Source organism: Betaproteobacteria bacterium (assembly GCA_016713305.1).
Taxonomy (GTDB): domain Bacteria; phylum Pseudomonadota; class Gammaproteobacteria; order Burkholderiales.
On sequence record JADJPK010000009.1, the window covers coordinates 125,850 to 147,344 of the forward strand.

16 protein-coding genes and 2 pseudogenes are annotated in these 21,495 nt (G+C 65.5%); 7 read left to right on the top strand and 11 right to left on the bottom strand.

The genetic code is table 11. The features are described 5' to 3' along the window. Positions 1–90 precede the first annotated feature (90 nt). Positions 91–545, bottom strand: a pseudogene (locus tag IPK20_12890) (translation initiation factor Sui1). Positions 546–698: 153 nt separating this feature from the next. Here IPK20_12890 and IPK20_12895 point away from each other — a divergent pair. Beyond that, a complete protein-coding gene (locus IPK20_12895) occupies positions 699–2,051 on the top strand; it encodes an MFS transporter (protein ID MBK8017512.1) in 1,353 nt (450 codons plus the stop codon). 130 nt (positions 2,052–2,181) lie between these two features. On the opposite strand, the gene IPK20_12900 is transcribed toward IPK20_12895, so the two are convergent. Next, a complete protein-coding gene (locus tag IPK20_12900) occupies positions 2,182–2,307 on the bottom strand; it encodes a PEP-CTERM sorting domain-containing protein (GenBank protein MBK8017513.1) in 126 nt (41 codons plus the stop codon). Positions 2,308–3,275: 968 nt separating this feature from the next. Here IPK20_12900 and IPK20_12905 point away from each other — a divergent pair. The 3 genes and pseudogenes from IPK20_12905 (at position 3,276) to IPK20_12915 (ending at position 8,761) form a co-directional block, all read left to right on the top strand. After that, on the top strand, positions 3,276–5,690 hold the full coding sequence (locus IPK20_12905; GenBank protein MBK8017514.1) for a phosphoketolase family protein: 2,415 nt from the start codon (positions 3,276–3,278) through the stop codon (positions 5,688–5,690). Between the two features lie 108 nt (positions 5,691–5,798). Continuing rightward, positions 5,799–7,850 carry an acetoacetate--CoA ligase gene (locus IPK20_12910; protein MBK8017515.1) on the top strand — a complete coding sequence of 684 codons (2,052 nt, stop codon included), beginning with the start codon at positions 5,799–5,801 and terminating at the stop codon, positions 7,848–7,850. 160 nt (positions 7,851–8,010) lie between these two features. Continuing rightward, a pseudogene (locus IPK20_12915) lies at positions 8,011–8,761 on the top strand (glucose 1-dehydrogenase). 50 nt (positions 8,762–8,811) lie between these two features. Here IPK20_12915 and IPK20_12920 read toward each other — a convergent pair. Continuing rightward, entirely contained in the window at positions 8,812–10,014 is a 1,203-nt protein-coding gene (locus IPK20_12920; protein ID MBK8017516.1) for a mandelate racemase/muconate lactonizing enzyme family protein, read from the bottom strand. On the opposite strand from IPK20_12920, the gene IPK20_12925 reads away from it, so the two are divergent. Continuing rightward, entirely contained in the window at positions 10,013–11,056 is a 1,044-nt protein-coding gene (locus tag IPK20_12925) for an NAD-dependent isocitrate dehydrogenase (GenBank protein ID MBK8017517.1), read from the top strand. The two genes, IPK20_12920 and IPK20_12925, sit on opposite strands and share 2 nt — an antisense overlap. Before the next feature lie 60 nt (positions 11,057–11,116). Here IPK20_12925 and IPK20_12930 read toward each other — a convergent pair whose 3' ends face one another. The 5 genes from IPK20_12930 to IPK20_12950 form a co-directional block, all read right to left on the bottom strand. Continuing rightward, on the bottom strand, positions 11,117–11,338 hold the full coding sequence (locus tag IPK20_12930) for a hypothetical protein (GenBank protein MBK8017518.1): 222 nt from the start codon (positions 11,336–11,338) through the stop codon (positions 11,117–11,119). 414 nt (positions 11,339–11,752) lie between these two features. Further along, a complete protein-coding gene (locus IPK20_12935) occupies positions 11,753–13,372 on the bottom strand; it encodes a GldG family protein (protein ID MBK8017519.1) in 1,620 nt (539 codons plus the stop codon). Between the two features lie 2 nt (positions 13,373–13,374). After that, a complete protein-coding gene (locus tag IPK20_12940) occupies positions 13,375–14,082 on the bottom strand; it encodes an ABC transporter permease subunit (GenBank protein ID MBK8017520.1) in 708 nt (235 codons plus the stop codon). Continuing rightward, the gene (locus IPK20_12945) at positions 14,079–15,029 is read right to left on the bottom strand and encodes an ABC transporter ATP-binding protein (protein ID MBK8017521.1); all 951 of its coding nucleotides are present in this window, start codon (positions 15,027–15,029) and stop codon (positions 14,079–14,081) included. Before IPK20_12945 ends, IPK20_12940 begins: the two co-directional genes overlap by 4 nt. A gap of 78 nt (positions 15,030–15,107) precedes the next feature. After that, the gene (locus IPK20_12950; protein ID MBK8017522.1) at positions 15,108–15,926 is read right to left on the bottom strand and encodes an N-acyl homoserine lactonase family protein; all 819 of its coding nucleotides are present in this window, start codon (positions 15,924–15,926) and stop codon (positions 15,108–15,110) included. Positions 15,927–16,125: 199 nt separating this feature from the next. Between IPK20_12950 and IPK20_12955 the strand changes: the two genes are divergently transcribed. Continuing rightward, positions 16,126–16,599, top strand: a complete 474-nt coding sequence (locus tag IPK20_12955) for a cupin domain-containing protein (protein ID MBK8017523.1) — start codon at positions 16,126–16,128, stop codon at positions 16,597–16,599. A 202-nt stretch (positions 16,600–16,801) separates the two neighbouring features. Continuing rightward, complete coding sequence (locus tag IPK20_12960; GenBank protein MBK8017524.1) at positions 16,802–17,278, top strand: cupin domain-containing protein; 477 nt, start codon at positions 16,802–16,804, stop codon at positions 17,276–17,278. A gap of 3 nt (positions 17,279–17,281) precedes the next feature. Here the strand turns inward: IPK20_12960 and IPK20_12965 are convergent, their stop codons facing one another. From IPK20_12965 to IPK20_12975, 3 genes are all read right to left on the bottom strand, one after another. Further along, positions 17,282–19,177: a propionate--CoA ligase gene (locus IPK20_12965; GenBank protein ID MBK8017525.1), complete on the bottom strand. Its 1,896-nt coding sequence runs from the start codon at positions 19,175–19,177 to the stop codon at positions 17,282–17,284. Positions 19,178–19,327: 150 nt separating this feature from the next. Next, positions 19,328–20,317 carry an oxidoreductase gene (locus tag IPK20_12970; protein ID MBK8017526.1) on the bottom strand — a complete coding sequence of 330 codons (990 nt, stop codon included), beginning with the start codon at positions 20,315–20,317 and terminating at the stop codon, positions 19,328–19,330. Positions 20,318–20,355: 38 nt separating this feature from the next. Further along, entirely contained in the window at positions 20,356–21,468 is a 1,113-nt protein-coding gene (locus tag IPK20_12975; protein MBK8017527.1) for an AFG1 family ATPase, read from the bottom strand. Between the last annotated feature and the right edge of the window lie 27 nt (positions 21,469–21,495).

Here is a 21,495-nt window from a genome sequence, read left to right on the forward strand (position 1 = left end):
GCGCGTCTGGTCACCTTCGCCTTCAGCCGGATGGCATTGCGGCGTTCCGAGAACGTCGTCTCCCGGGCGCCTCTTCGCTTCTGTTCCACCCTAACCTCCCGCCCGCTTCGCCGCGAAACCGCGGCGATTGAGTTCGGCCAGCAACGCGTCGCAGTGATCTCCCTGGATCTCGATGGCACCGTCCTTGACCGTCCCTCCCGTTCCACACATCCGCTTGAGTTCGGTACCCAGCGAAGCGAGCGCATCCGCCGCGAGCGGCAGGCCGGTCACGACGCTCACGGTCTTGCCGCCCCGTCCCTTGCTCTGCCGCATCACCCGGATCGGGCTCGCAGCGGCCGGCGCAGCCGGGGGTTTTCCTGCACACATTCGGGCGCGGGCCGGCGGCAGCCGGGACAGATGCGGCCGCGATCGGTCGAGTACACGAGACCGGTCGTGGATTGGGATCGGGAAGCAGCCAAGCGCGAGACTCCAGGACGGGGAGGCGCATTGTCGCCGATGAGACCCTCGCCGGGAACGCTTCCCGCACTCACCTCCGGGCCCCGCATCGCGTACCGGGCGCGCCGCAAGGAATTCACGCGGGACTTCGGGTGTCGCCTACAATCCGCCATCGGTTCGCGCGCGGGTCGCCGCAATGAGCGGGCGAGTGCCGGTGAAATCCAACAAAAAACTGGGAGGATTCACCCGTGTCCACGACCACGATGGCACCGCCGCCGTTCGAGGAAGCGACGTACGGCAAGGCCACGCGCCGCCTGATTCCGTTTCTGTTCCTCTGCTACATCGTCGCGTTCCTCGACCGCGTCAATGTCGGCTTCGCCAAGCTGCAGATGGCGTCCGACCTGGGATTCAGCGACGCCATCTACGGGTTCGGCGCCGGCATCTTCTTCATCGGCTACTTCGTGTTCGAGGTGCCGAGCAACGTGATCCTGGAAAAGGTGGGCGCGCGGATCTGGATCGCACGCATCATGGTCACGTGGGGGCTCATCTCCGCGGGATTCGCGTTCACCGGGGACATCCACTGGGGCAGCATCGCCACCTTCTTCAACTGCAGCGATGCGCAGTTCACGTTCTACTTCCTGCGCTTCTGGCTCGGAGTGGCGGAGGCAGGCTTCTTCCCGGGCGTGATCCTCTACCGCACGTACTGGTTTCCCGGACCGCGCCGCGCAAGGATGGTCGCGCTGTTCATGACGGCCATCGGCACGGCACAGCTCGTGGGCTCCCCGGTGTCCGGCGCCATCATGCAATTCATGGACGGCATGTCGGGCTGGCGCGGCTGGCAGTGGCTGTTCGTGGTCGAGGGACTGCCCTCCGTGATCATCGGGCTCCTGGTGCTGGTGATCCTGCCCAACGGCCCGAAGTCCGCCAGGTGGCTCACGGGCGACGAACGGGATCTTCTCGTGCGCCGCATCGAGGAGGACAACGCCTCCAAGGGAGCCCTGGGCGGCCGGCACCATTTCTCTGACGCATTCAAGGATGGGCGGGTCTGGGCCCTGGCCTTCGTGTACTTCGCGCTGGCGACCTGTTTCTACGCCGTGGGCTTCTGGATGCCCACGATCATCCAGGAGCTGGGCATCGACAAGAAGGATCTCCTCAAGGTGGGGCTGGTCAGCATGATTCCCTGGGGGGCCAGCATCGTCTCGATGGTGGTGTGGGGCAGCCACTCCGATCGCACCGGGGAGCGCCGGTGGCATTGCGCTGGCGGAATGCTCGTCACCATGCTGGGCCTCGTCGTCCTGGCGCTGGCGCACCGGTCACCTGTCGCCTCGATCGTCGGCCTCACGCTCATCACTTCGGGGTGGGCCGGTTGCGTCGTGACCTTCTGGTCGTTGCCCACCGCCTTCCTGACCGGCACCGCCGCCGCCGCGGGCATCGCGTGGATCAATGCGGTGGGAAATCTCGGCGGTTATGCGGGTCCGGACCTGATCGGATCCATCCGGACCGCCGCAGGCGGCGCCGCCGAGGCCGCGTTCTACGCCCTGGCGGTGCTGGCCCTGGTCGGGGCGCTGGTCATCATCTTCCTGCCGCGAACCCAGTCGGGCAAAACGGCAGGCTGATGCTGTTCACGGGCGTGAACACCGCTCGACGCGTCGATGACTAGGCCATCCTGCCCGTGCGCCCCGACGCAGCGCCCGGCACACGGCGGTTCGCCGGCCGGGTTTGCGCGGCCCGCTCTCGGGAAGAGGCTCAGGCGCCCGCACCAGGTGCCTGGCTTTTCCGGATTCTGCGGCGAAGCGCGCCCGCGAGGATCGCGGCCCCGCCCACCGTCAATCCGAACGTTCCGGGCTCGGGCACCTCGACGACCGTCGACACGTTCTCGAGCCCCGCCGGTCGGCAGGGGAATCCGGTCGGCCGTGATCGTCACGACGAGAGCGCCGCGGTTGTCGTCGAAGATATCGTCGTTGAATCCGAACAGCAGATAGTCGGCGCCCTTGGGAACCGTTCCGGTCCAGACCCGTCCGATGAGGAAGGGTTTGCCGACGGGATCCAGGTTCGCGTCCGCCCAGAGACCGAGCAGCGCCATCAAGTGCAGGGGATAGGCCGCGCTGTCGATGTGCGCGCTGGGGAAGACCTCCCCGGAAGTGCCCTTCTTGTCGTCCGTGACGTAGTCGAGATCGCCCAGGGCGCCCGAGTACGGTTCGCGGTTCGAGTAGGCGGATGTCTGCCCGCTCTTGTGACGAAACGTCACTTCGGCGCCTTCCGCGAGCGAGAAGCCGTTGAAGCGGGAAAGCGCGCCAGGGTAGCGACCGTCGTAGCTGCCGTAGGGAAGATAGTCGTTCAACTGGGCATTCGACTTCCAGGGCATCGTGCGAGCATCGATGCGGAAGTCCGCGCTGCGGACTTCCGCGTGGAGCGTGGCCGACACGCAGTGCGAGGCGAGAATGGCAGCAGCAAGGCGAATCGCAGTACCAAGCAGGGGATTCGCGGACGTACGGGTCATGTCAGGGTCTCCATTCTGTTGTTGCAGCGAATCGATCCTGACCGCCAGGGCCGGCTCCCGGATCGGTCGTCCGGCAAGCGGATCGTTGGTCGAGCGTGACCCCGGAAGATTTCGTTTCCTCGATCGGTCCTGATGCGAAGAATGGCCCATTCGGACCCGCAGTCCGTCCTCGTCGACATGAGCGTGATTCGGCACTGCCCGCAACGTCGTCGTCACGGGGCGCCGTCAGAATCTGCACTGTCGGCCGCCCTGGCCGAACGGGCGTACGCCCTTCGACCGTGCCGGCGCGCGCCTGCGATCCCTGGTTGCTGGAGTGACGGCCGTCACTCGGGAGATCCTCATGACGCAGGACCTTGACACCCATTCCGCTGACGCCGCTGTCCCTGGCGTTCCGTTCCGGTCACTGTCTCCCCAGGAATTGCACCATCTGGATGCCTTCTGGCGAGCCTGCAACTACCTCGCGCTGGGCATGATCCATCTGCGGGCGAACCCCCTTCTGACGGAACCGCTCGCGCCGGAGCACATCAAGCAGCGGCTCCTGGGTCACTGGGGGGCAAGCCCTGCGTTGTCCTTCGTCTACGCGCATCTCAATCGGGTGATCTTGCGCGACGGCCTCGACGTGGTGTTCATGGCCGGGCCCGGCCACGGCGCTCCGGGCGTGCTGGCCCCGGTCTACCTCGAGGGAAGCTACACGGAGATCTATCCGGACAAGAGCCTGGACGAGGAAGGCATGCTCCGCTTCTTCCGCCAATTCTCCTTTCCGGGCGGGATCGGCAGCCACTGCACGCCCGAGACCCCCGGCTCGATTCACGAAGGCGGTGAACTGGGCTACGTGCTTTCGCACGCTTGCGGCGCAGCCTTCGACAATCCCGACCTCATCGTCGCGGCCGTCGTGGGAGACGGCGAAGCCGAGACCGGACCGCTCGCGACGTCCTGGCACATCAACAAGTTCCTGAATCCGGCCCGCGACGGCGCAGTGCTGCCGGTGCTGAGCCTCAACGGCTACAAGATCAACAATCCGACGCTGCTCGCGCGAATTCCGCCGGACGAACTGGAACAGCTGCTTCGCGGATACGGGTGGTCGCCCCGGTTCGTGGAGGCGGCGGAACCGGAGGCCGCGCATCACGCGATGGCACGGGCGATGGACGAATGCATCTCCGAGATCCAAGGGATCCGGCGGAGGTCCCGCGACGAAGGCCGGCTTACGCGTCCCCGCTGGCCGATGATCGTGCTGCGTGCCCCCAAGGGATGGACCGCCCCGGCCCGCGTCGACGGACAGGCGCTGGAAGGCAGCTGGCGGGCGCATCAGGTTCCCATGGGCGACGTCCGGACCCACGCCGAACACCTGCGGATCCTGGAGGACTGGATGCGCGGCTACCACCCGGAAGAGCTCTTCGACGACGCAGGCGCCCCGCGGCCGGAGACGGTGGCCATCGTTCCTTCAGGCGCGCGCCGCATGGGCGCCAATCCGCACGCGAACGGCGGGCTGCTCAAGCGGGCGCTGCGGCTGCCGGACTTTCGCGACTACGCCGTCGGTGTCGACCGCCCGGGCGTCCAGCGTGCCCACAATACCTGGCCCCTCGGGGTATTCCTGCGCGATGTCATCCGCGGCAACCCGGACAACTTCCGCCTGTTCGGACCCGACGAAACCGCGTCCAACCGCCTGGGCGCCGTGTTCGAAGCGACGGGCAAGGTCTGGATGTGCGAAACGCTCCCCGTGGATGCCGAAGGCACGCACTTGTCCCCCGACGGACGCGTGGTGGAAATGCTTTCCGAGCACACGCTGGAAGGCATGCTGGAAGGCTATCTGCTCACGGGCCGGCACGGACTGCTCGCCTCGTACGAGGCGTTCGTCCATGTCATCGATTCGATGTTCAACCAGCACGCCAAGTGGCTGGACGTCTGCAACCAGCTTTCCTGGCGAGCCGATATCGCCGCGCTCAATCTGCTGGTCACCTCCACGGTCTGGCGCCAGGATCACAACGGCTTCACCCACCAGGATCCCGGCTTTCTGGACGTCGTTCTCAACAAGAGCGCCGACGTCTGCCGCATCTATCTTCCCCCGGATGCCAATTGCCTGCTCTCCGTCGCCGACCATTGCCTGCGGTCGGAGAACTACGTGAACGTGATCGTTTCGGACAAGCAGTCCCATCTCCAGTATCTCGACATGGACGCGGCGGTGATCCACTGCACCAAGGGCATCGGCATCTGGCCTTTCGCGAGCAACGACGGCGGTCGCGAACCCGACGTCGTGCTGTGCGCGGCCGGCGACGTTGCCACGCTGGAGGCCCTGGCGGCCGTGGCCTTGCTGCGGGAGGAACTGCCCGCACTGGCGATCCGCTTCGTCAACGTGGTGGATCTGTACAGGCTGCAATCCGACTCCGAGCACCCGCACGGCATGACGGACCGGGATCTCGACAGCCTCTTCACCGGCGACAAGCCGGTCATCTTCAACTTCCATGGCTATCCGTGGCTCGTGCACCGGCTCACGTACCGGCGCAACAACCATCGCAATCTGCACGTGCGGGGCTACAAGGAGAAAGGCAACATCGACACACCGCTGGAACTGGCCATCGAGAACCAGACCGACCGGTTCAGCCTTGCCATCGACGTCATCGACCGCGTGCCGCATCTCGGCCAGACAGGGGCGCACGCGAAGGAACGATTCCGCAACCGGCAGATCGCCTGCCGAAACTACGCGCACGAACACGGGGTGGACTGTCCCGACGTCGCGCAATGGTGCTGGCCCTGCTGAGCACCGGCGGCGGCCGGCCGGGCCGCGATCCCGCGGTTTCCGATCGGCGCAGCAGGGGATGACCGGCTGAGTACGGCGCACCGTGCGTGTGCGTGCGGCAAGGTACCATTGGCCCCCCGTTCCTCTCGACGCGTCGCCGTGATCACCCGTTCCACGCCCTTGTGGCGTCCCTCCGCCGCCCGCATCTCGAACGCCCGCATCACGCACTACCTCCGCTGGCTGGAGCGAACCCGGGGTCTCGCCTTCCCCGACTACGAATCGCTCTGGCAGTGGTCCGTCGACGAGATCGAAACGTTCTGGGAAACCGTCTGGCAATACTTCGAAGTGCGGTCGCACTCTCCTTACGAGCGCGTGCTGGACCGGAGGGTGATGCCGGGAGCGAAGTGGTTCCAGGGCGCGACGCTCAACTACGCAGAGCACCAGCTCGCCTTCGCTGAACGGCCGGATGCCGCTTCCCGGCCCGCCATCATCTTCCAATCCGAAACCTCTCCGCGCCGGGAACTGTCCTGGACGTCGCTGTCCGGTCAGGTAGGCGCCCTGCGGCGGTGTCTCCAGACATTGGGAGTCGAGCGCGGCGACCGGGTCGTGTCCTACATGCCCAACATCCCGGAGAGCATGATCGCGCTGCTGGCCGCATCCAGCCTGGGCGCCATCTGGTCGAGCTGTTCACCGGACATGGGCCCTGTGAGCGTCCTGGACCGGTTCCGCCAGATCTCCCCGCGCGTGCTCTTCGCCGTGGACGGCTACCGTTACAACGGCAAGCCGATCGACCGCCGCGAGGTGGTGCGGGAGCTCGTGGCGCAACTGCCCTCGGTCGAGGCGGTCGTGTTCGTGCCCTATCTCGATCCCGGCGCGACGTTCGATACGGGTCCGCTGCCGGCCGGCCGCCAGGTCGAGATCGTGCGCGCGGGAGACGTGCTGGCGCATCCCGAGCCGCCCCGCTTCGATCCCGTGCCCTTCGATCACCCGCTCTGGATCGTCTATTCCTCGGGAACGACGGGCATGCCCAAGCCCATCGTGCACAGCCACGGCGGGGTCGTCATCGAGAACTTCAAAGGCATCTGCCTGCACCTGGACATCGGGCCTGACGACCGGTTCTTCTGGTATTCGTCCACGAGCTGGATCATGTGGAATCTGCTCGTGTCCACGGCTGCGACGGGCTGCACGGTGCTCATGTTCGACGGCAATCCCGGCCATCCCGACCTGGACACGCTGTGGCGGTTCGCGGAACGCGAGCGCGCGACGTTCTTCGGAACGAGCCCGGCGTTCCTCGGACTTTGCATGAAGTCGGGCGTCGATCCCGCCTCCCGCTTCGACCTGACGGCGTTGCGGGCGCTCGGCAGCACCGGGTCGCCGCTCACGGAAGAAGGCTTCCGCTGGGTGTACGAGCACATCAAGTCCGATCTGCACCTGGCCTCCATCTCCGGCGGCACGGACCCGGGTTCGGCCTTCGTCGGGGCCTGCCCGACCCTGCCCGTCTACGCGGGGGAGATGCAGGCGCGCGGACTGGGGGTGGCGACCTACGCCTACGACGACGCGGGCAATGCCATCTACGACGAAGTGGGCGAACTGGTGTGCGCGCAGCCCATCCCTTCGATGCCCCTCTACTTCTGGGGAGACACCGACGGCCGGCGCTATTTCGAGAGCTACTTCGACGTGTATCCCGGCGTCTGGCGGCACGGCGACTGGCTGAAGCTCATCACGCGGCCCGAGTCCGTGACCGCCGTCATCTATGGCCGGTCGGATTCCACCATCAACCGGTACGGCATCCGCATGGGCACCTCGGAGCTGTATCGCGTCGTGGAGGACTTCGCCGAGGTGGCGGATTCGCTCGTGGTGGATCTCGAGTACCTCGGGCGCGAATCGTTCATGGCCCTGTTCGTCGTCCGGGGCGCCGGCAGCCGTGCCGTGCCGCCCGAACTCAAGGGGCGGCTGCTCGATGCGATCCGCGTCAAGCTCTCGGCACGCCACGTCCCCAACGATGTGTTCGCCATCGCCGAGGTCCCGCGCACGATCTCCGGCAAGAAGATGGAAGTGCCGGTGAAGAAGATCCTGCTGGGCCATCCGGCCGAGAAGTCCGCGAATCGCGACTCCATGGCCAATCCGGCCAGCATCGACTGGTTCATTGCGTTCGCCACGTCACGGGAGAGTCAGCGCTGAGGAAGCTCCGATCGTTTCGCGGAGTCGGCAACAAGCCGGGGCCCCGTCGCCACTTTTCCCGTTGTCCTTGCCTGCCGCGACGCGAGCTGCGCAATATCGGTCCATTCCGCACGAGCGTCAGTTCATCGACAAACGAAACAACGAAAGGAGGACACGTCACATGAGGCTGAAGGGCAAGATCTCCATCATCACGGGTGCCGCGCACGGCATGGGCGAATCCACGGCACGGCGGTTTGCGCGCGAGGGCGCGGTCGTGGTCATTGCGGACGTGCTGGATGCCGAAGGCGCGAAGGTGGTCGCCGAGATCAATGCGCAAGGAGGCAAGGCGGAATACGTGCACTTGGACGTGACCCAGGAAACCGAATGGAAGTCCCTCGTCGCATCGACCGTTCAGCGGCACGGCCGGCTCGACGTCCTGGTCAACAACGCCGGCATCAGCGGCGCCGTCCCCGACCGGATGGATGTGGCGATGTTCGACCGCCTCATGAACGTCAATGCCCGCGGCACCTTTCTCGGGATCAAGTACGGCATCGAAGCGATGCTCGGGACGGGCGGAGGCAGCATCGTGAACATCTCCTCGATCTCTGGGCTGGTGGGCCAGGAATTCGTGCACATGGGCTACAACGCCGCCAAGGCCGGCATCCATCTGCTGACCAAGTCCGCTGCCTTGCAGTTCGGAAAGGACGGCATCCGCGTGAATTCGGTGCATCCGGGAATCATGGCGCCGATGCGCACGTCGGTGACGGCGGCCGATCCGGCGCTTCGCGCCAAGCTGCTGGAAACCATTCCGCTTCGCCGCGCCGGAAACGGTGACGACACGGCCAATGCCGGTGCTGTTCCTCGCGTCCGACGAGGCGTCGTACATCACCGGGACCGAACTGGTGGTGGATGGAGGATTTCTCGCGGGCTGACACCCGAAGAGCGGGCGGGCGGCGTCGCCACGGCCCGCTCGCCGATTCCATCAGCACACCCGGTACGTCTCCAGCGCCTCCCAGTCGAACTCGACGCCATGACCCGGCCGATCGGGCGCGATGGCATGGCCGTCACGCATCTGCAGCGGCTCCGCGATGAAACGGTCGAGCCCGAAGCCGTGAACTTCCAGATAGGCACCGTTGGGGACGGCCGCGAGAAGGTGCACGTGGACGTCGTGCGCACCATGGGAGGTCACAGGCAGTCCATGTGCCTCGGCGAGCCGCGCGATCTTCATCCACGGCGTGATGCCGCCGCAGGTGGTGAAGTCCGGCTCGGGGAAATCGACGCCGCCCGCACCGATGAGCGCGGTGAATTCGGCGACGGTATGCAGGTTCTCGCCCGCGGCGATGGGCACACCGCCCTGCGCTCTCAGTCTTGCGTACCCGGCGAAGTCGTCGGGACGGATGGGTTCTTCGATCCAGACCAGGCGAAAGTCGCGCAGCGCGTGGAACGCCCGCAGGGCTTCGTCGGGCCGCCACGCTTCGTTGGCATCCGTCATCAGTTCGATGTCCGGCCCGATCAGGTCGCGAACGGCGGCTACCCGTTCGACGTCCTCCCGCAGCAGAGGGCGCCCGAGGCGCATCTTCACGGACCGATATCCGGCGTCGAGACTGCGCCGCACGCCTTCCAGCAGTTGTTCCATGGGGAAGTTGAGATCGATGTTGCCCGCGTAGGCCCGGACTTCCGGCCGGTATCCTCCGAGCAGACGCCACAACGGTTCGCCGAGCGCGCGGCCACGCATATCCCACAGAGCCGAATCCACGGCGGCAAGGGCGAAGCTCACGAGGCCGCCGCGTCCCGAATAGTGATGGCTGCGCCAAAGGCGATTCCACAGCCATTCGATGCGTCGGGCATCCTCGCCCTGCAGCCTGTTCCTGAAGGCGTTCTCCACGACGGCCGTCACGGCATTGCCGTGCCCGGCGTTGAGCACGGTGTAGCCGACGCCGGAAGGGCCGGAATCCGATCCGATGCGCACGGCCACCATGTCGAACTCGCGCATGACGCCGTGGCTCGCCGCCTGTACCGGCACGGGCAGCGGAATGCGGTAAAGCAAGGTGTCGATCCGATCGATATTCACTTGGTGCGTCCCCGGAAGCCGGCTTCGATGATAGCCCTTCTCCGGGTGCGGGACTTGCTCCGGAACGGGACGCGCCACCTTTCGCACTCTTCGCACGAACCAAGGAAACGTCATGACGTCCCCCTCCTCCGCCCCCATTCCCGCCACGCTCATCGCCGGTGACGGCATCGGTCCCGAAATCATGGACGCCACACTCGCGGCGCTCGATGCTCTAGGGGCGCCTTTCGCCTGGGAAACCGCCGTTGCCGGCATGGCCGGCGTCGCCACCGCGAACGATCCCCTGCCCGAGGCGACGCTCGCGGCCATCCGCAGGAATCGCCTGGCGTTGAAGGGGCCGCTGGAAACGCCCAGCGGCGGCGGCTACCGGTCGTCCAACGTGCGGCTGCGCGAGGCGTTCAAGCTCTATGCGAACCTGCGTCCGGCCCGCACCATCGTGCCGGGTGGCCGCTTCGACGATATCGACCTCGTGCTCGTCCGCGAGAACAACGAAGGCCTCTACATGGGCTACGAGCACTACATTCCCATCGACGGCGATCCGCACGCTGTGGCCATCGCGACCGGCGTGAACACGCGCAAGGGGTCGCGCAACATCCTGCGCTTCGCGTTCGAGTACGCCATCGCGCAAGGACGCAAGAAGGTCACGGTGGTGCACAAGGCGAACATCATGAAGGCCCTCACGGGCATCTTCCTCGAGACGGCGCGGGAGATGCACGAGGCCGAGTACCGCGGCCGCATCGCCATGGACGAGGTGATCGTCGACGCATGCGCCATGAAGCTCGTTATGAACCCGTGGCAATTCGACGTGCTGGTCTCCACCAATCTCTTCGGAGACATCCTCTCGGACGAGATCGCAGGACTCATCGGCGGTCTCGGCATGGCACCGGGCGCGAACATCGGCGAGGACGCCGCCATCTTCGAGGCCGTGCACGGCTCCGCTCCGGACATCGCGGGCAAGGGCATCGCCAATCCGATCGCCCTGATGCTCGCGGCCGGGCTCATGCTGGATCACGTGAAGCGGAAGGATCTCGGCGATCGCCTGCGCACGGCGATCGACCGCGCGCTCAACACCGATGGGGTGAAGACAGGGGATCTCGGCGGAAACGCCACCACGAAGCAGTTCACCGAAGCGGTGGTGAGCCGGATCCGCAACGGCTGAGCCCGTATCGGAACAAGGCCCTCGGCTGACGGCGGTGCCCGCCGCGAGGGCGGGCGCCGTTCACTGGATGGGCGGCGGATTGCCCGAGGGTCTGGCCGCTGCCGTGCCCGGATTCGTGAAAGACTCGACGAGCTGCAACAGGTTCGTGACCTGGTAGTCCGGCAGCGTATAGGCGGACTTCGCGCCGACCATCAGCACGTAGCGGCTGTGGCCGTCGGGGGCGAGATCGCCCACCGCGTACTGTGCCACGGGCTGGGGCTGATCCTTCCGGTAGAAGAGCACGATCGTCTTCGGGGTCGCGACACCGTACTGTTCCCCGCCCGCCTTCCAGGGGCATCTCCCGTTCCAGCTTGGCCCGGGCCGTCCCGCTCAATGCCTTCGAGATGCGCTCGGACACCGCCTGATCCACGGTGTGTTCATGCGTTGCCACATTGGAGGTGTGAATGCCGTGATAGAACCAGATCCCTTGCGCATCGCGCTCGAACCGGTGGAGGGCGCCGCCGTTCAGCACTTCCACGGCCGCCAGATCGTCGGGTGCCACGGGCATCCACAACCGCGCGGCTTCCTCGTCGGCCCCCTCTTCCCCGCTGCCCCCGAACCATCCCGGAAACTCGGTGTAGACGATCGCCGCCGCGAGCAGCGCAAGGACGATCCACACGGCGAAAACCCGCGTGTGGCGGCGGGGTTGGGCTGCACTCATCGCTGCTTCCACCACACGACGATGCCGATGGCCGCCAGCAACGCCGGAATCAGCACGACCACGAGCGCGAACGTGCCCTTCATCTGCCGGTTGGTCATGTTGACCCGCGGAACATCGAAGGTGCGCGGTTCGACACCGATCAGGTTCTCCTGCGCGGCGAGGAAGTTGATCGTGTTGAGGAACAGCTTGCCGTTGCCCATGATGTGAAAGAACGAGTTCGTGGCGAAGTCGGAATCCCCGATCACGACAATGCGGGACTTGGCTTTCATGTCTTTCGCGCCGCCGGTCTTTTCCGCGGCGTCATCCTTCGAGGGTACGGGCGTATCGATGTCGTGCGCATCCGTACGCCGCGTGACCGATACCATCAAGGTCAACGGGCCATCGAGATCCTTTCCGGAGGTGTACTCCGCGCGATCCGCCGTCGTCTCGCCGAAGCTGTTCTTCGACGTGTTGGCCAGCGGAGTGGCAGACGTACCGGCCACGCGCTGAGCCGTCGGCGAAAGCGACCGGGCACCGGGGAAGAAGCTGAGCGGCAGATCGCGGGTGATCTGGTGGGGGTTGTAGTCGCTGACCGCGGGTGCGGACGGATCGGCCCAGAAGTGACTCGCCTCGTCGAGCACGATGTCGTTGTCCGCGATCACACCGAACTCCTGCAGCGCCGGTTCCAGTCCCGTCTTCACGAACGGGTCCAGCATGAACAGCACGTTGCCGGCAGCAGCGACGAATCGGCGAATGGAATCCACTTCGGCCGGGAGCAGTTCGCTCTTGGGCCCCGCGATGACCAGCACGGCACACTTCTCCAACGAGGTCGAGGCCTGCATCAGGGAGACCTTCTCGACCACGTAGTTCATCGCCTCCAGCGCGGTCCGCGCCTTCGCCATGCCGTGCTGCTCGTGGACCACCAGCTTCTGGCCCATCCCGTGCGAGTGGCCCTGTTCGCCTTCCGTGTGGTCGTGCGATTCCATGCTGAAGGGGTCGGGCTCCCCGTGACCATCGAGGAAGCAGATGCGCTGCGTGATGCCGCGGGAGATCCGCAGGATCCCGTTGGCGATCTCGGTTTCGCTGGGACCGTTCACCTGGAGCCGCCGGCCCTCGCTTTCCATGACCGCGGTACCGGCGAACTGGACGCCCATCATCCTGGCTTGAGCAGGATTGACCATGGGATCGAAGAACTCCACCTTCACCTTGTCCGAGCGGTCGGCCATCATCTGATACAACTCGACGGTCTCGCGCATCATCGGATCGTGGAAGAACGTGATCTTCACCGGCTTGTCCAGACGGCTCAGCATCGTGGCCGTCTGTGGCGAAAGGGAATAGACCTTCGCCTCGGTCATGTCGATGCGGAACGTGTACTGGTTCGTGAGGTACGCCAGCGCCACCAGCACCCCCACCAGCCCGGCCGTGTAGAGGGCGATCTCGCCCCGGCGGCGCTGGAAGAATGAGCGCATTTCGGTGCGCAGCCCGCGCAGCGCCACGACGGTGAGCGCAACGCCCGCCAGTCCTACGAGCCAGGTCCACTTGTTGGCTTCCAGCAGGATGGCGTGCAGCACCAGCGCCAGCGCGACGAGCGCGACGCCGACGACCAGCAGAACCCCGAATCGGAAGGAGCGTTCCATGCTCACCGCCTCCACTGCAGGTAGGATGCGTTGAGCGATAGCGCGATGGCGCTCACGATCAGGAAGAACGCCACACCTTCACTGCGGATGAGTCCCAGCACGAAATCGCCGAAGTGAAGCGAGAACGACAGGTAGCCCACCAGATTCCGCAGAGCCGGTGCAGTCTGGAAACTCTGCAGGTGACCCACGAACCAGAACGACAACATGGCGGAGATCGTGATGAGTGCCGCAATGATCTGGTTCTGAGTGAGCGCAGAACACAACTGGCCCACGGCGAGGCAGGCCATGCCCAGCAGGAAGAAACCCACGTAGCCGGCGAACATCGTGGAGGTTTCGGGATTGCCGAACAGATACAGCGGCACCAGATCGATCATCGTGCCCAGCGTCATGAGTGCCAGGATGGTCAACGCGCCGAGGTACTTGCCGATGACGATCTGCCAGGGCGACAGCGGGAGCGTCATCAGCAGTTCGATCGTGCGGCCGCTGTACTCGGCCGAGAAGAGCCGCATGGTCACCATGGGCAGCAGCGTGACCAGCAGGATGCTGATGCTGCGAAACGTTTCCGCCATCGTCGCCGTACCGGTGAGGAACACGTTGTACGTGAAGAAATAGCCTGCCCCCACGAGAAACACGGCGACCACGAAATACGCGATCGGCGAACCGAAATAGAGCAGCAGTTCCTTGCGATAGACCGCCAGCATCGCCCTCATGCGGCCTGCCCCCCGATGTAGCTGAGGAACACGTTCTCCAGCGTTGGCTGTTCGCGCTGCAACCGATGCAGCGACCACTTGCGGGTGACTTCGCGGGCAATGTCGGACTCGATGCCGTCGCGCGCATCGGTCTGGCACTCCACGGCCAGCCGCGAGCCTTCGGCGCTGGCCGGTCTGACGCTCACATCGAGCACGCCGTCGATCTCCTTCAGCGCGGCGCGCAGGCTCTCCCCGTCCCCGCTCACGACCATGGTGACGCGGTTGGTCTTCTCGGAAGCCTTCTGCAGGCCGGACGGGGAATCGATTGCCAGCAACCTGCCCTGATTCAGGATGGCGACGCGCTGGCAGATGAGCGTGACCTCGGGAAGAATGTGCGTGCTCAGCAGAACCGCATGCTTCTCGCCGAAGGAGCGGATCACTTCGCGGGTCTCCTGGATCTGTCCGGGGTCGAGGCCGGCCGTAGGTTCGTCCAGCAGAAGCACCTCGGGATCTCCCAGCAGGGCCTGCGCCAGTCCGACTCGCTGCCGGTAACCCTTGGACAGCTTGTAGATCTCCCGGCGGACCACGGTTTCCAGCCGGCAGGCCGTCAGCACGCGGTCGAGTTCCGACGCCATGCGCGACGAGGGCACCCCCTTCACGGTGGCGACGAACCTGAGGTAGCTCCGGACTTCCAGCGTGTCGTAGAGGGGAGGATGTTCGGGCAGGTACCCGAGCCTCCGTGCGGCTTCGGCGTTCTGCGTGGCCATGTCGAATCCGGCGACCCGAATGGTGCCCGATGTGGCCGTGGTGAAGCCGGAGATCATCCGCATGGTCGTCGTCTTGCCGGCGCCGTTGGGGCCGAGAAAGCCCACGATTTCACCGGGTTCGACGGTGAAGGAGACATCGTGGATGATCTGCTTGGGACCGTAGTGCTTCGATACGGATTCGAGCGCGATGGCAGAGGTCACGGGAGCGATGCAAGGCAGTAGAAACAAACAGAAGGCCCCCTCGCGGGGGCCTTCTGCCGAGAAAGAACCAGGCGCTGCTTACTTGTACCAGCGCTGGCCTTTTTCCTTGAACTGATCGCCGTCGTGCGCCATGAACAGGTCGGTACCTTCCAGGTCACGCATCATCTTGAGGCGCGTAACAGAGTCGGTGTAGTCCTTGACGCTGTAGTTCAGGCCGGCGGGATAGCCTTCCAGGTTTTCCTTCATCCACACGGCGTCCTGCGTGATGATGATCGAGTGGCCGGAAGCCAGCTTGACCTTCATCGACTGGTGGCCGATGGTGTGGCCAGGGGTGCTCAGGATCTGGATGGAACCGTCACCGAAGAGATCGTAGTCGCCGTTGAGTTCGAGGTAGTTGAACTCGCGTGCATTGTCGATGTCGGCCATCACGAACGAGCCGGGCGTCGTACGGCCCTGGAACTTCTCCGGCCACCAGCCTTGATACATTTCCTTCTTCTGGCCCACGTGGATCGCATTCGGGAACATCTCGATGTTACCGATGTGGTCGAGGTGGGAGTGCGACGTCACGACGACCTTCACCTTGTCGGCGGAGTAGCCCAGCTTCTTCAGTTGCATGTCGATCACGTCGTCGCGCTTCTGGCTCGGCTTGAGGAAGTCGCAGTTGCCCGCGGCCCAATAGGCCTTGCAGTTGTCGATGATGGCGACGTTGTTACCGGTGTCGAACACGACCAGACCCTTCGGGTGATCGATGACCCACATGCTCACAGGAATCGTGATCTGGCGGGACTTCTCGACGGGCAGCGCGGGGATCAGACCGCGGATGTCGAACGGGCCGAACATGCCGCTCGTCGTCCAGTACACCTTGGCCTGCGCCATGGCGGCAGAAGATGCGGCCAAGCAAATCAAATCGTATGAAAACTTCTGGTGTGGCGCCCTCGGCGTTCTCCCGGACTTCCCCGAGTCCGGGAACGGGCGGGCACGAGAAGGGATGCAGGGGACGACGACTCGAGCCGGCCGCAGGCGGACTCGAGCGACCGTTTCCGATCCCGCCGACAATCGGCTAGCCTGCCGCTCTTTCCGGAAATGGAGATCTGCCATGCCCCCTTGTCTCAGCCGCTGCATCGCCCTCCTCGTCCTGACCGCCTCGGCCATGCCGCTCGCCCAGAGCGAATACGCTCCGATGACCAGCGTCTTCCCGGCCGATCTCAAGTGGGCGAACTTCCCCATCATTCCCAAGGGAATCCAGCTGGCTACCGTGTATGGCGACCCCTCCAAGCCCGGCCCCTACATATTCCGGGCCCGAATGTCGGCCGGTACCAAGCTCTTTGCCCATCGTCACCCGGACGAGCGCTGGGTGACCGTCCTGCAGGGAACCTACCGCTCGGCCGTGGGCGAGAACTTCGACCTCGCCACGGCGACCGAATACCCGGAGGGCAGCTTCTACGTGACAGAGGCGAATGCGCCGCACTTCAGTTACGCCGTGACCGACGTCATCGTGCAGGAGCAAGGGGTCGGCCCCACGGGCATGGCGTACGTGCACGACGAAGACGATCCACGCCGCCGGCACTGACGCTCAGGAGACCCGGGGGCCGGACAATGAACTTTCCGCCGGTCTCGCCACTCTCCATGACCGGTGGAGGCTTCCCTTCACCCGGGAGAGTCTCGCCCAAAGCCTGTGCAATAATTCCCGAGTCATTTCCGGACACCAATCCGGACCCAACAATCTGCCGGGCGCAAGACCCGGCGACCGATTCAAGGAGGAGTGGATCACCATGCGTTTCATGCCGTCGCTCGCCAGTGCGGCACTGGCTCTCGCCGCTCTCACCCCCATCGCGGGGATTGCAGCGGAGAACGAAGAACTCAATTGGCAGTACGTCCCCGGGGTCCCCAAGCCCATCGAGATGGCCGTCGTCTCCGGCGACCCCACCCAACCGGGACCGTATGTGGTGCGCTACCGGATGCCCTCCGGCATGAAGATGGCCCCGCACCGGTATCCCGATGAACGGGAGCTCACCATCGTCAAGGGCATCTACTGGATCGTGCCCGGTGAAAGCTACAACTGGCGGGACATGAACGAGTACAAGCAGGGCGCCGTCATCGTGAAGGAGGCGGGCAAGGCCTACTTCTCCTGGGCTCGCACGGCCGTCGTGCTGGAAGAAAAGGGAACGGGCCCCACTGCGATCGAATACGTGCATCCCGAGGACGACCCGCGCAACAAGCGCGTGCGGCGGCCGTCCTCGGCGGAATGATCGTCAGCCTGCGATCGCCTGCCTGATCTGCTCGAGGGCGCCCGCGTCCTCGAGCGTGGTCAGATCGCCGGGATCGCGCCCCTCTGCCAGCGCCTGGATGCTGCGCCGCAACAGCTTGCCGCTGCGGGTCTTGGGCAGCAGAGACACGAAATGAACCCGTGACGGGCGTGCAATGGCGCCGAGCTGGCCGTCGACCGTCGCCATGACTTCCTTTTCCAATGCGGCGCGCGCTTCGGCGGTTGCCACCCGGGCTGGGTCCTTCACCACCGCGAACGCAAGCGGCATCTGGCCTTTCAACTGATCCGCCACGCCGACGACCGCGACCTCCGCAACGGCGGCGTGACTCTGCACGGCTTCCTCGATCTCCCTCGTTCCCAGCCGATGCCCGGCGACGTTGATCACGTCGTCGGTGCGCCCGAGGATGTAGTAGTAACCCTCTCCGTCGCGAATGCCCCAATCGAAGGACGAATAGATGGGTCGGTCGCGGAACATGGAGAAATACGTTTTCACGAACCGGTCGTCGTCTCCCCACACGGTGCTGAGGCAACCCGGGGGCAGAGGCGGCACGACCCCCACGACGGCCTTCTCGTTGGCGCCGGCCTCCGAACCGTCCTCGCGGAACAGTCGCAGGTCGTACCCGTAGGCCGGAAAGGACGGGCTGCCGAATTTGATGGCCGTCTGCTCCACGCCCGGCAGGCTGGTGAGCATGGGCCAGCCGGTCTCGGTCTGCCAGTAGTGGTCGATGACGGGCTTGCCCAGGACGTCGCTGATCCAGCGGTGCGTCGGCTCGTCGAGCGGCTCGCCCGCAAGGAACAGGTGCTTGAGTGACGAGAGGTCATGCTTGCGGATGAAGTTCTCGTCCTGTTTCTTGAGCACACGTATCGCCGTGGGCGCCGAGAACATCACGCTCACCTTGAAGTCCTGGACGATCTTCCACCAGATGCCGGCATCCGGCCGGATCGGCACGCCTTCGTAGAAGATGGTGGTCATGCCCGCGATGAGCGGCGCGTACACGATGTACGAATGTCCCACCACCCAGCCGATGTCGGAAGTCGTGAACATCGTCTCGCCGGGAGCGCCGCAGTACACATGCTTCATGGAGGCCGCGAGCGCGACGGCGTATCCGCCCACATCGCGCTGCACGCCCTTGGGTTTGCCCGTGGTGCCGGAGGTGTACAGGATGTACGACGGCTCGTTCGACTCCAGCCAGGTCACCGGCACCTGAGTACCGTCATGTGCGGCACGCTGCTCCGCCCAGTCGACATCGCGGCCGGGCACGCGCGCGAATCCGGGATCGAGCCCGCGATCGACCATCAGCACCTTTTCCGGCTTGGCCGCAGACAGGGAGATGGCCTCGTCGAGCAGGGGCTTGTACTTGACCACCTTGCCCGCCCGCATGCCGGCATCCGAGGAGACGATCACCTTGGGACGCGCGTCATCGATGCGCGTGGCGAGGCTGTGGGATGCGAAACCCCCGAACACCACGGAATGGATGGCGCCGATGCGCGCGCATGCCAGCATGGCAACGGCGGCCTCGGGAATCATCGGCATGTAGATGAGGACCCGGTCGCCGGCCGCGACGCCGAGGTCCTTCAGGACCGCGGCGCACCGGTTCACTTCGTCGAAGAGCTGACGGTAGGTGTAGGTCTGCCGTACCTCGGTCTCCGTGGATATGAACACCAGCGCGGGCTGGTCGCCCCGCGCGGCGAGATGCCGGTCGAGGGCGTTGTGGCACAGGTTGGTTTCGCCACCCGCGTACCAGCGGGCGAACGGGGGTCTGGAGTAGTCCAGCACCTGTCCGAACGGCTTGTGCCAGTCGATGAGTTGCGCCTGCTCGCGCCAGAAGCCGTCGCGGTCTTCGATCGAGCGGCGGTGAAATGCGTCGTACGTCTTGCCCATGGCCGGTGATCCTCCTGGGCGCGAATGATGGCATACAAGCACCGCGCGGCTTTGATCCATGTCCAAAGCCGCGCCGGGCTGGAATGCCCCGACCCGACGGCCCGGGGTCGGCGCCGGGAACCGCGGCGCGAGGCCCCGGGATGAACGACCTCAGCCGACCTTCACCACTGTCCTGCCCTTCACCTGGCCCTTCACGAAGGCATCGAACGCGGCCGGCAGATCGTCGAACGCAAGCGTCCGGGTCATGGACCCGAGGTGCTTCGGCTTCATGTCCGATCCGAGCCGGCGCCACACGTCGCGCCGGGGCGCCATTTCGCAATTGACGGAGTCCACGCCGCACAGCGTCACGCCACGGAGGATGAACGGCATGACCGTCGTATTGAACTGGAAGCTGGCCGCCAGCCCGATGGATGCGATGGGCGCGCCGATCTGCATGGTGCTGGCCATCCACGAAAGCACGTCTCCGCCCAGATTGTCGACGGCACCGGCCCAGGTGGCCTTGTCCAGGGGCCGGATCTTCGCGAGGTCCAGCGACGAACGGAGCATCACCTGCTTCGCGCCCAGGCCCTTGAGATAGTCGGATTCGGCCTCCTTGCCCGTGAGCGCGGTCACGTCGTAGCCCAGCCCCGCGAGGATGTCGACGGCGATCGATCCGACGCCGCCGGTCGCACCGGACACGACCACCGGACCATTGCCCGGCTTGAGTCCGTTCGCCTCCATGCGTGCCACGGCGAGTCCGGCGGTGAAACCCGCCGTCCCCAGTGCCATCGCCTCGAACGTGGTAAGACCCGCGGGTAACGGCACCACCCACCCGGCCGGTACGCGCACGTAGCCGGCGTAACCTCCGTCATGCGCCACGCCCAGGTCGTAACTCGTGCAGATCACCTTGTCGCCCGGCTTGAATGCAGGGTCCGTGGAGGACTCGACCGTGCCGGCGACGTCGATGCCGCCGTTACAGGGGAAGCGCCGGATGATCTTGCCGGCGCCGGTGGCGGCCAGCGCATCCTTGTAGTTGATGCTCGAATATTCGGCCCGGATGAGGACGTCGCCGCGGTCGAGTTCGTCCACGGACATGTCGACGATGCGGCTCGCGACCTTGTTGTCCTCGTTGAAGATGCGCAATGCCTTGAACGTGCTCATTCGGGTTTTTCTCCTCGTGTGATCGTGCGGAATGGGGCTCAGCCCAGATGCGGTTCGCCGAGGTAGCGGTGGGACTGCATCTCGGTGAGCCGGCTGGCCGTGCGCTCCTGTTCGGAGCTGGACCGGATGGCCGAATATAGCCCGACCGGATCGCTTTCGGCGGTCACGATGAGCTTGACCCGGCGGTCGTAGAACTCGTCCACCAGCCAGGTGAACCGGCGCATGCGGTCGGATTCGCCCACGGCCTTGAAAACCGGCACGCCCGACAGGAACACCGTGTGATAGCGGCGCGCCAGCTCGATGTAGTCGGCCTGCGCCCTCGGACCGTCGCACAGGGCAGTGAAGTCGAACCACGCGACTCCGCCGGCGACGCATCGGACCGGCACCTCGCGACCCTCGATGGTCAGGGTGGTCCCGGCCTCCCCTGCCTCCGCGGCCACCTCGTGGAACATCGCGGCCAGTTCGCCATCGGATCGATCCCCTGGGGGGACGTGCCACGTGCCGGCGCGCTCCAGCGCTGCCTGACGGTAGTCGGTGCCGTCGTCCATGTGCACCACCTCGAGATGCTCCTCGAGAATGGCGATGGCCGGAAGAAACTGCGAACGCTGCAGGCCGTGAAGATAGAGCTGATCGGGACGGGTGTTGGACGTGGTGACGAGCGTGACGCCCTCCTCCACCAATCCTTCCAGCAGCTTGCGCATCAGCATCGCGTCGCCGATGTCGGTGACCTGGAACTCGTCGAGACACAGCAGACGTGCCTCGGAGGCCACGCGGGCCGCCACTTCGCGCATCGGCTCCTCCGTTCCCTGGAGCCGGCGCAGATCGGCATGGATCTCCTGCATGAAGCGATGGAAGTGCGCCCGGCGCTTGCGCTCGACGGACGAAACCTCGAAGAAGCTGTCCATGAGAAAGCTCTTGCCCCGGCCGACGCCGCCCCAGAGATAGAGTCCCCGCACCGGCGCGGATGGCCTGGACTGGAACCAGCGCAACAGCGACCGGGAAGGCGGCCGGGCTGCCGCCTGCAACCCGGCTTCCACCCGCGAGAAATGGGTCAAGGCCCGCCGCTGGGCTGCGTCGAGGGAGAATCCGTGGGAGCGCGCGCGTGCCTCGAACCCGTCGACGAATCCATTTCCGCGCGAAGCGGGGTGCACGGCGGCAGACACGGCGGTGGATCGGGA

Excerpts from the sequence above, each read along its gene's own strand:
- IPK20_12940 (MBK8017520.1), bottom strand. The coding sequence starts at position 14,082 with ATGAGGGCGATGCTGGCGGTCTATCGCAAGGAACTGCTGCTCTATTTC.
- IPK20_12895 (MBK8017512.1), top strand. The coding sequence starts at position 699 with ATGGCACCGCCGCCGTTCGAGGAAGCGACGTACGGCAAGGCCACGCGC.
- IPK20_12935 (MBK8017519.1), bottom strand. The coding sequence starts at position 13,372 with ATGGAACGCTCCTTCCGATTCGGGGTTCTGCTGGTCGTCGGCGTCGCG.
- IPK20_12960 (MBK8017524.1), top strand. The coding sequence starts at position 16,802 with ATGCGTTTCATGCCGTCGCTCGCCAGTGCGGCACTGGCTCTCGCCGCT.
- IPK20_12970 (MBK8017526.1), bottom strand. The coding sequence starts at position 20,317 with ATGAGCACGTTCAAGGCATTGCGCATCTTCAACGAGGACAACAAGGTC.
- IPK20_12905 (MBK8017514.1), top strand. The coding sequence starts at position 3,276 with ATGACGCAGGACCTTGACACCCATTCCGCTGACGCCGCTGTCCCTGGC.
- IPK20_12920 (MBK8017516.1), bottom strand. The coding sequence starts at position 10,014 with ATGACGTTTCCTTGGTTCGTGCGAAGAGTGCGAAAGGTGGCGCGTCCC.
- IPK20_12925 (MBK8017517.1), top strand. The coding sequence starts at position 10,013 with ATGACGTCCCCCTCCTCCGCCCCCATTCCCGCCACGCTCATCGCCGGT.
- IPK20_12965 (MBK8017525.1), bottom strand. The coding sequence starts at position 19,177 with ATGGGCAAGACGTACGACGCATTTCACCGCCGCTCGATCGAAGACCGC.
- IPK20_12955 (MBK8017523.1), top strand. The coding sequence starts at position 16,126 with ATGCCCCCTTGTCTCAGCCGCTGCATCGCCCTCCTCGTCCTGACCGCC.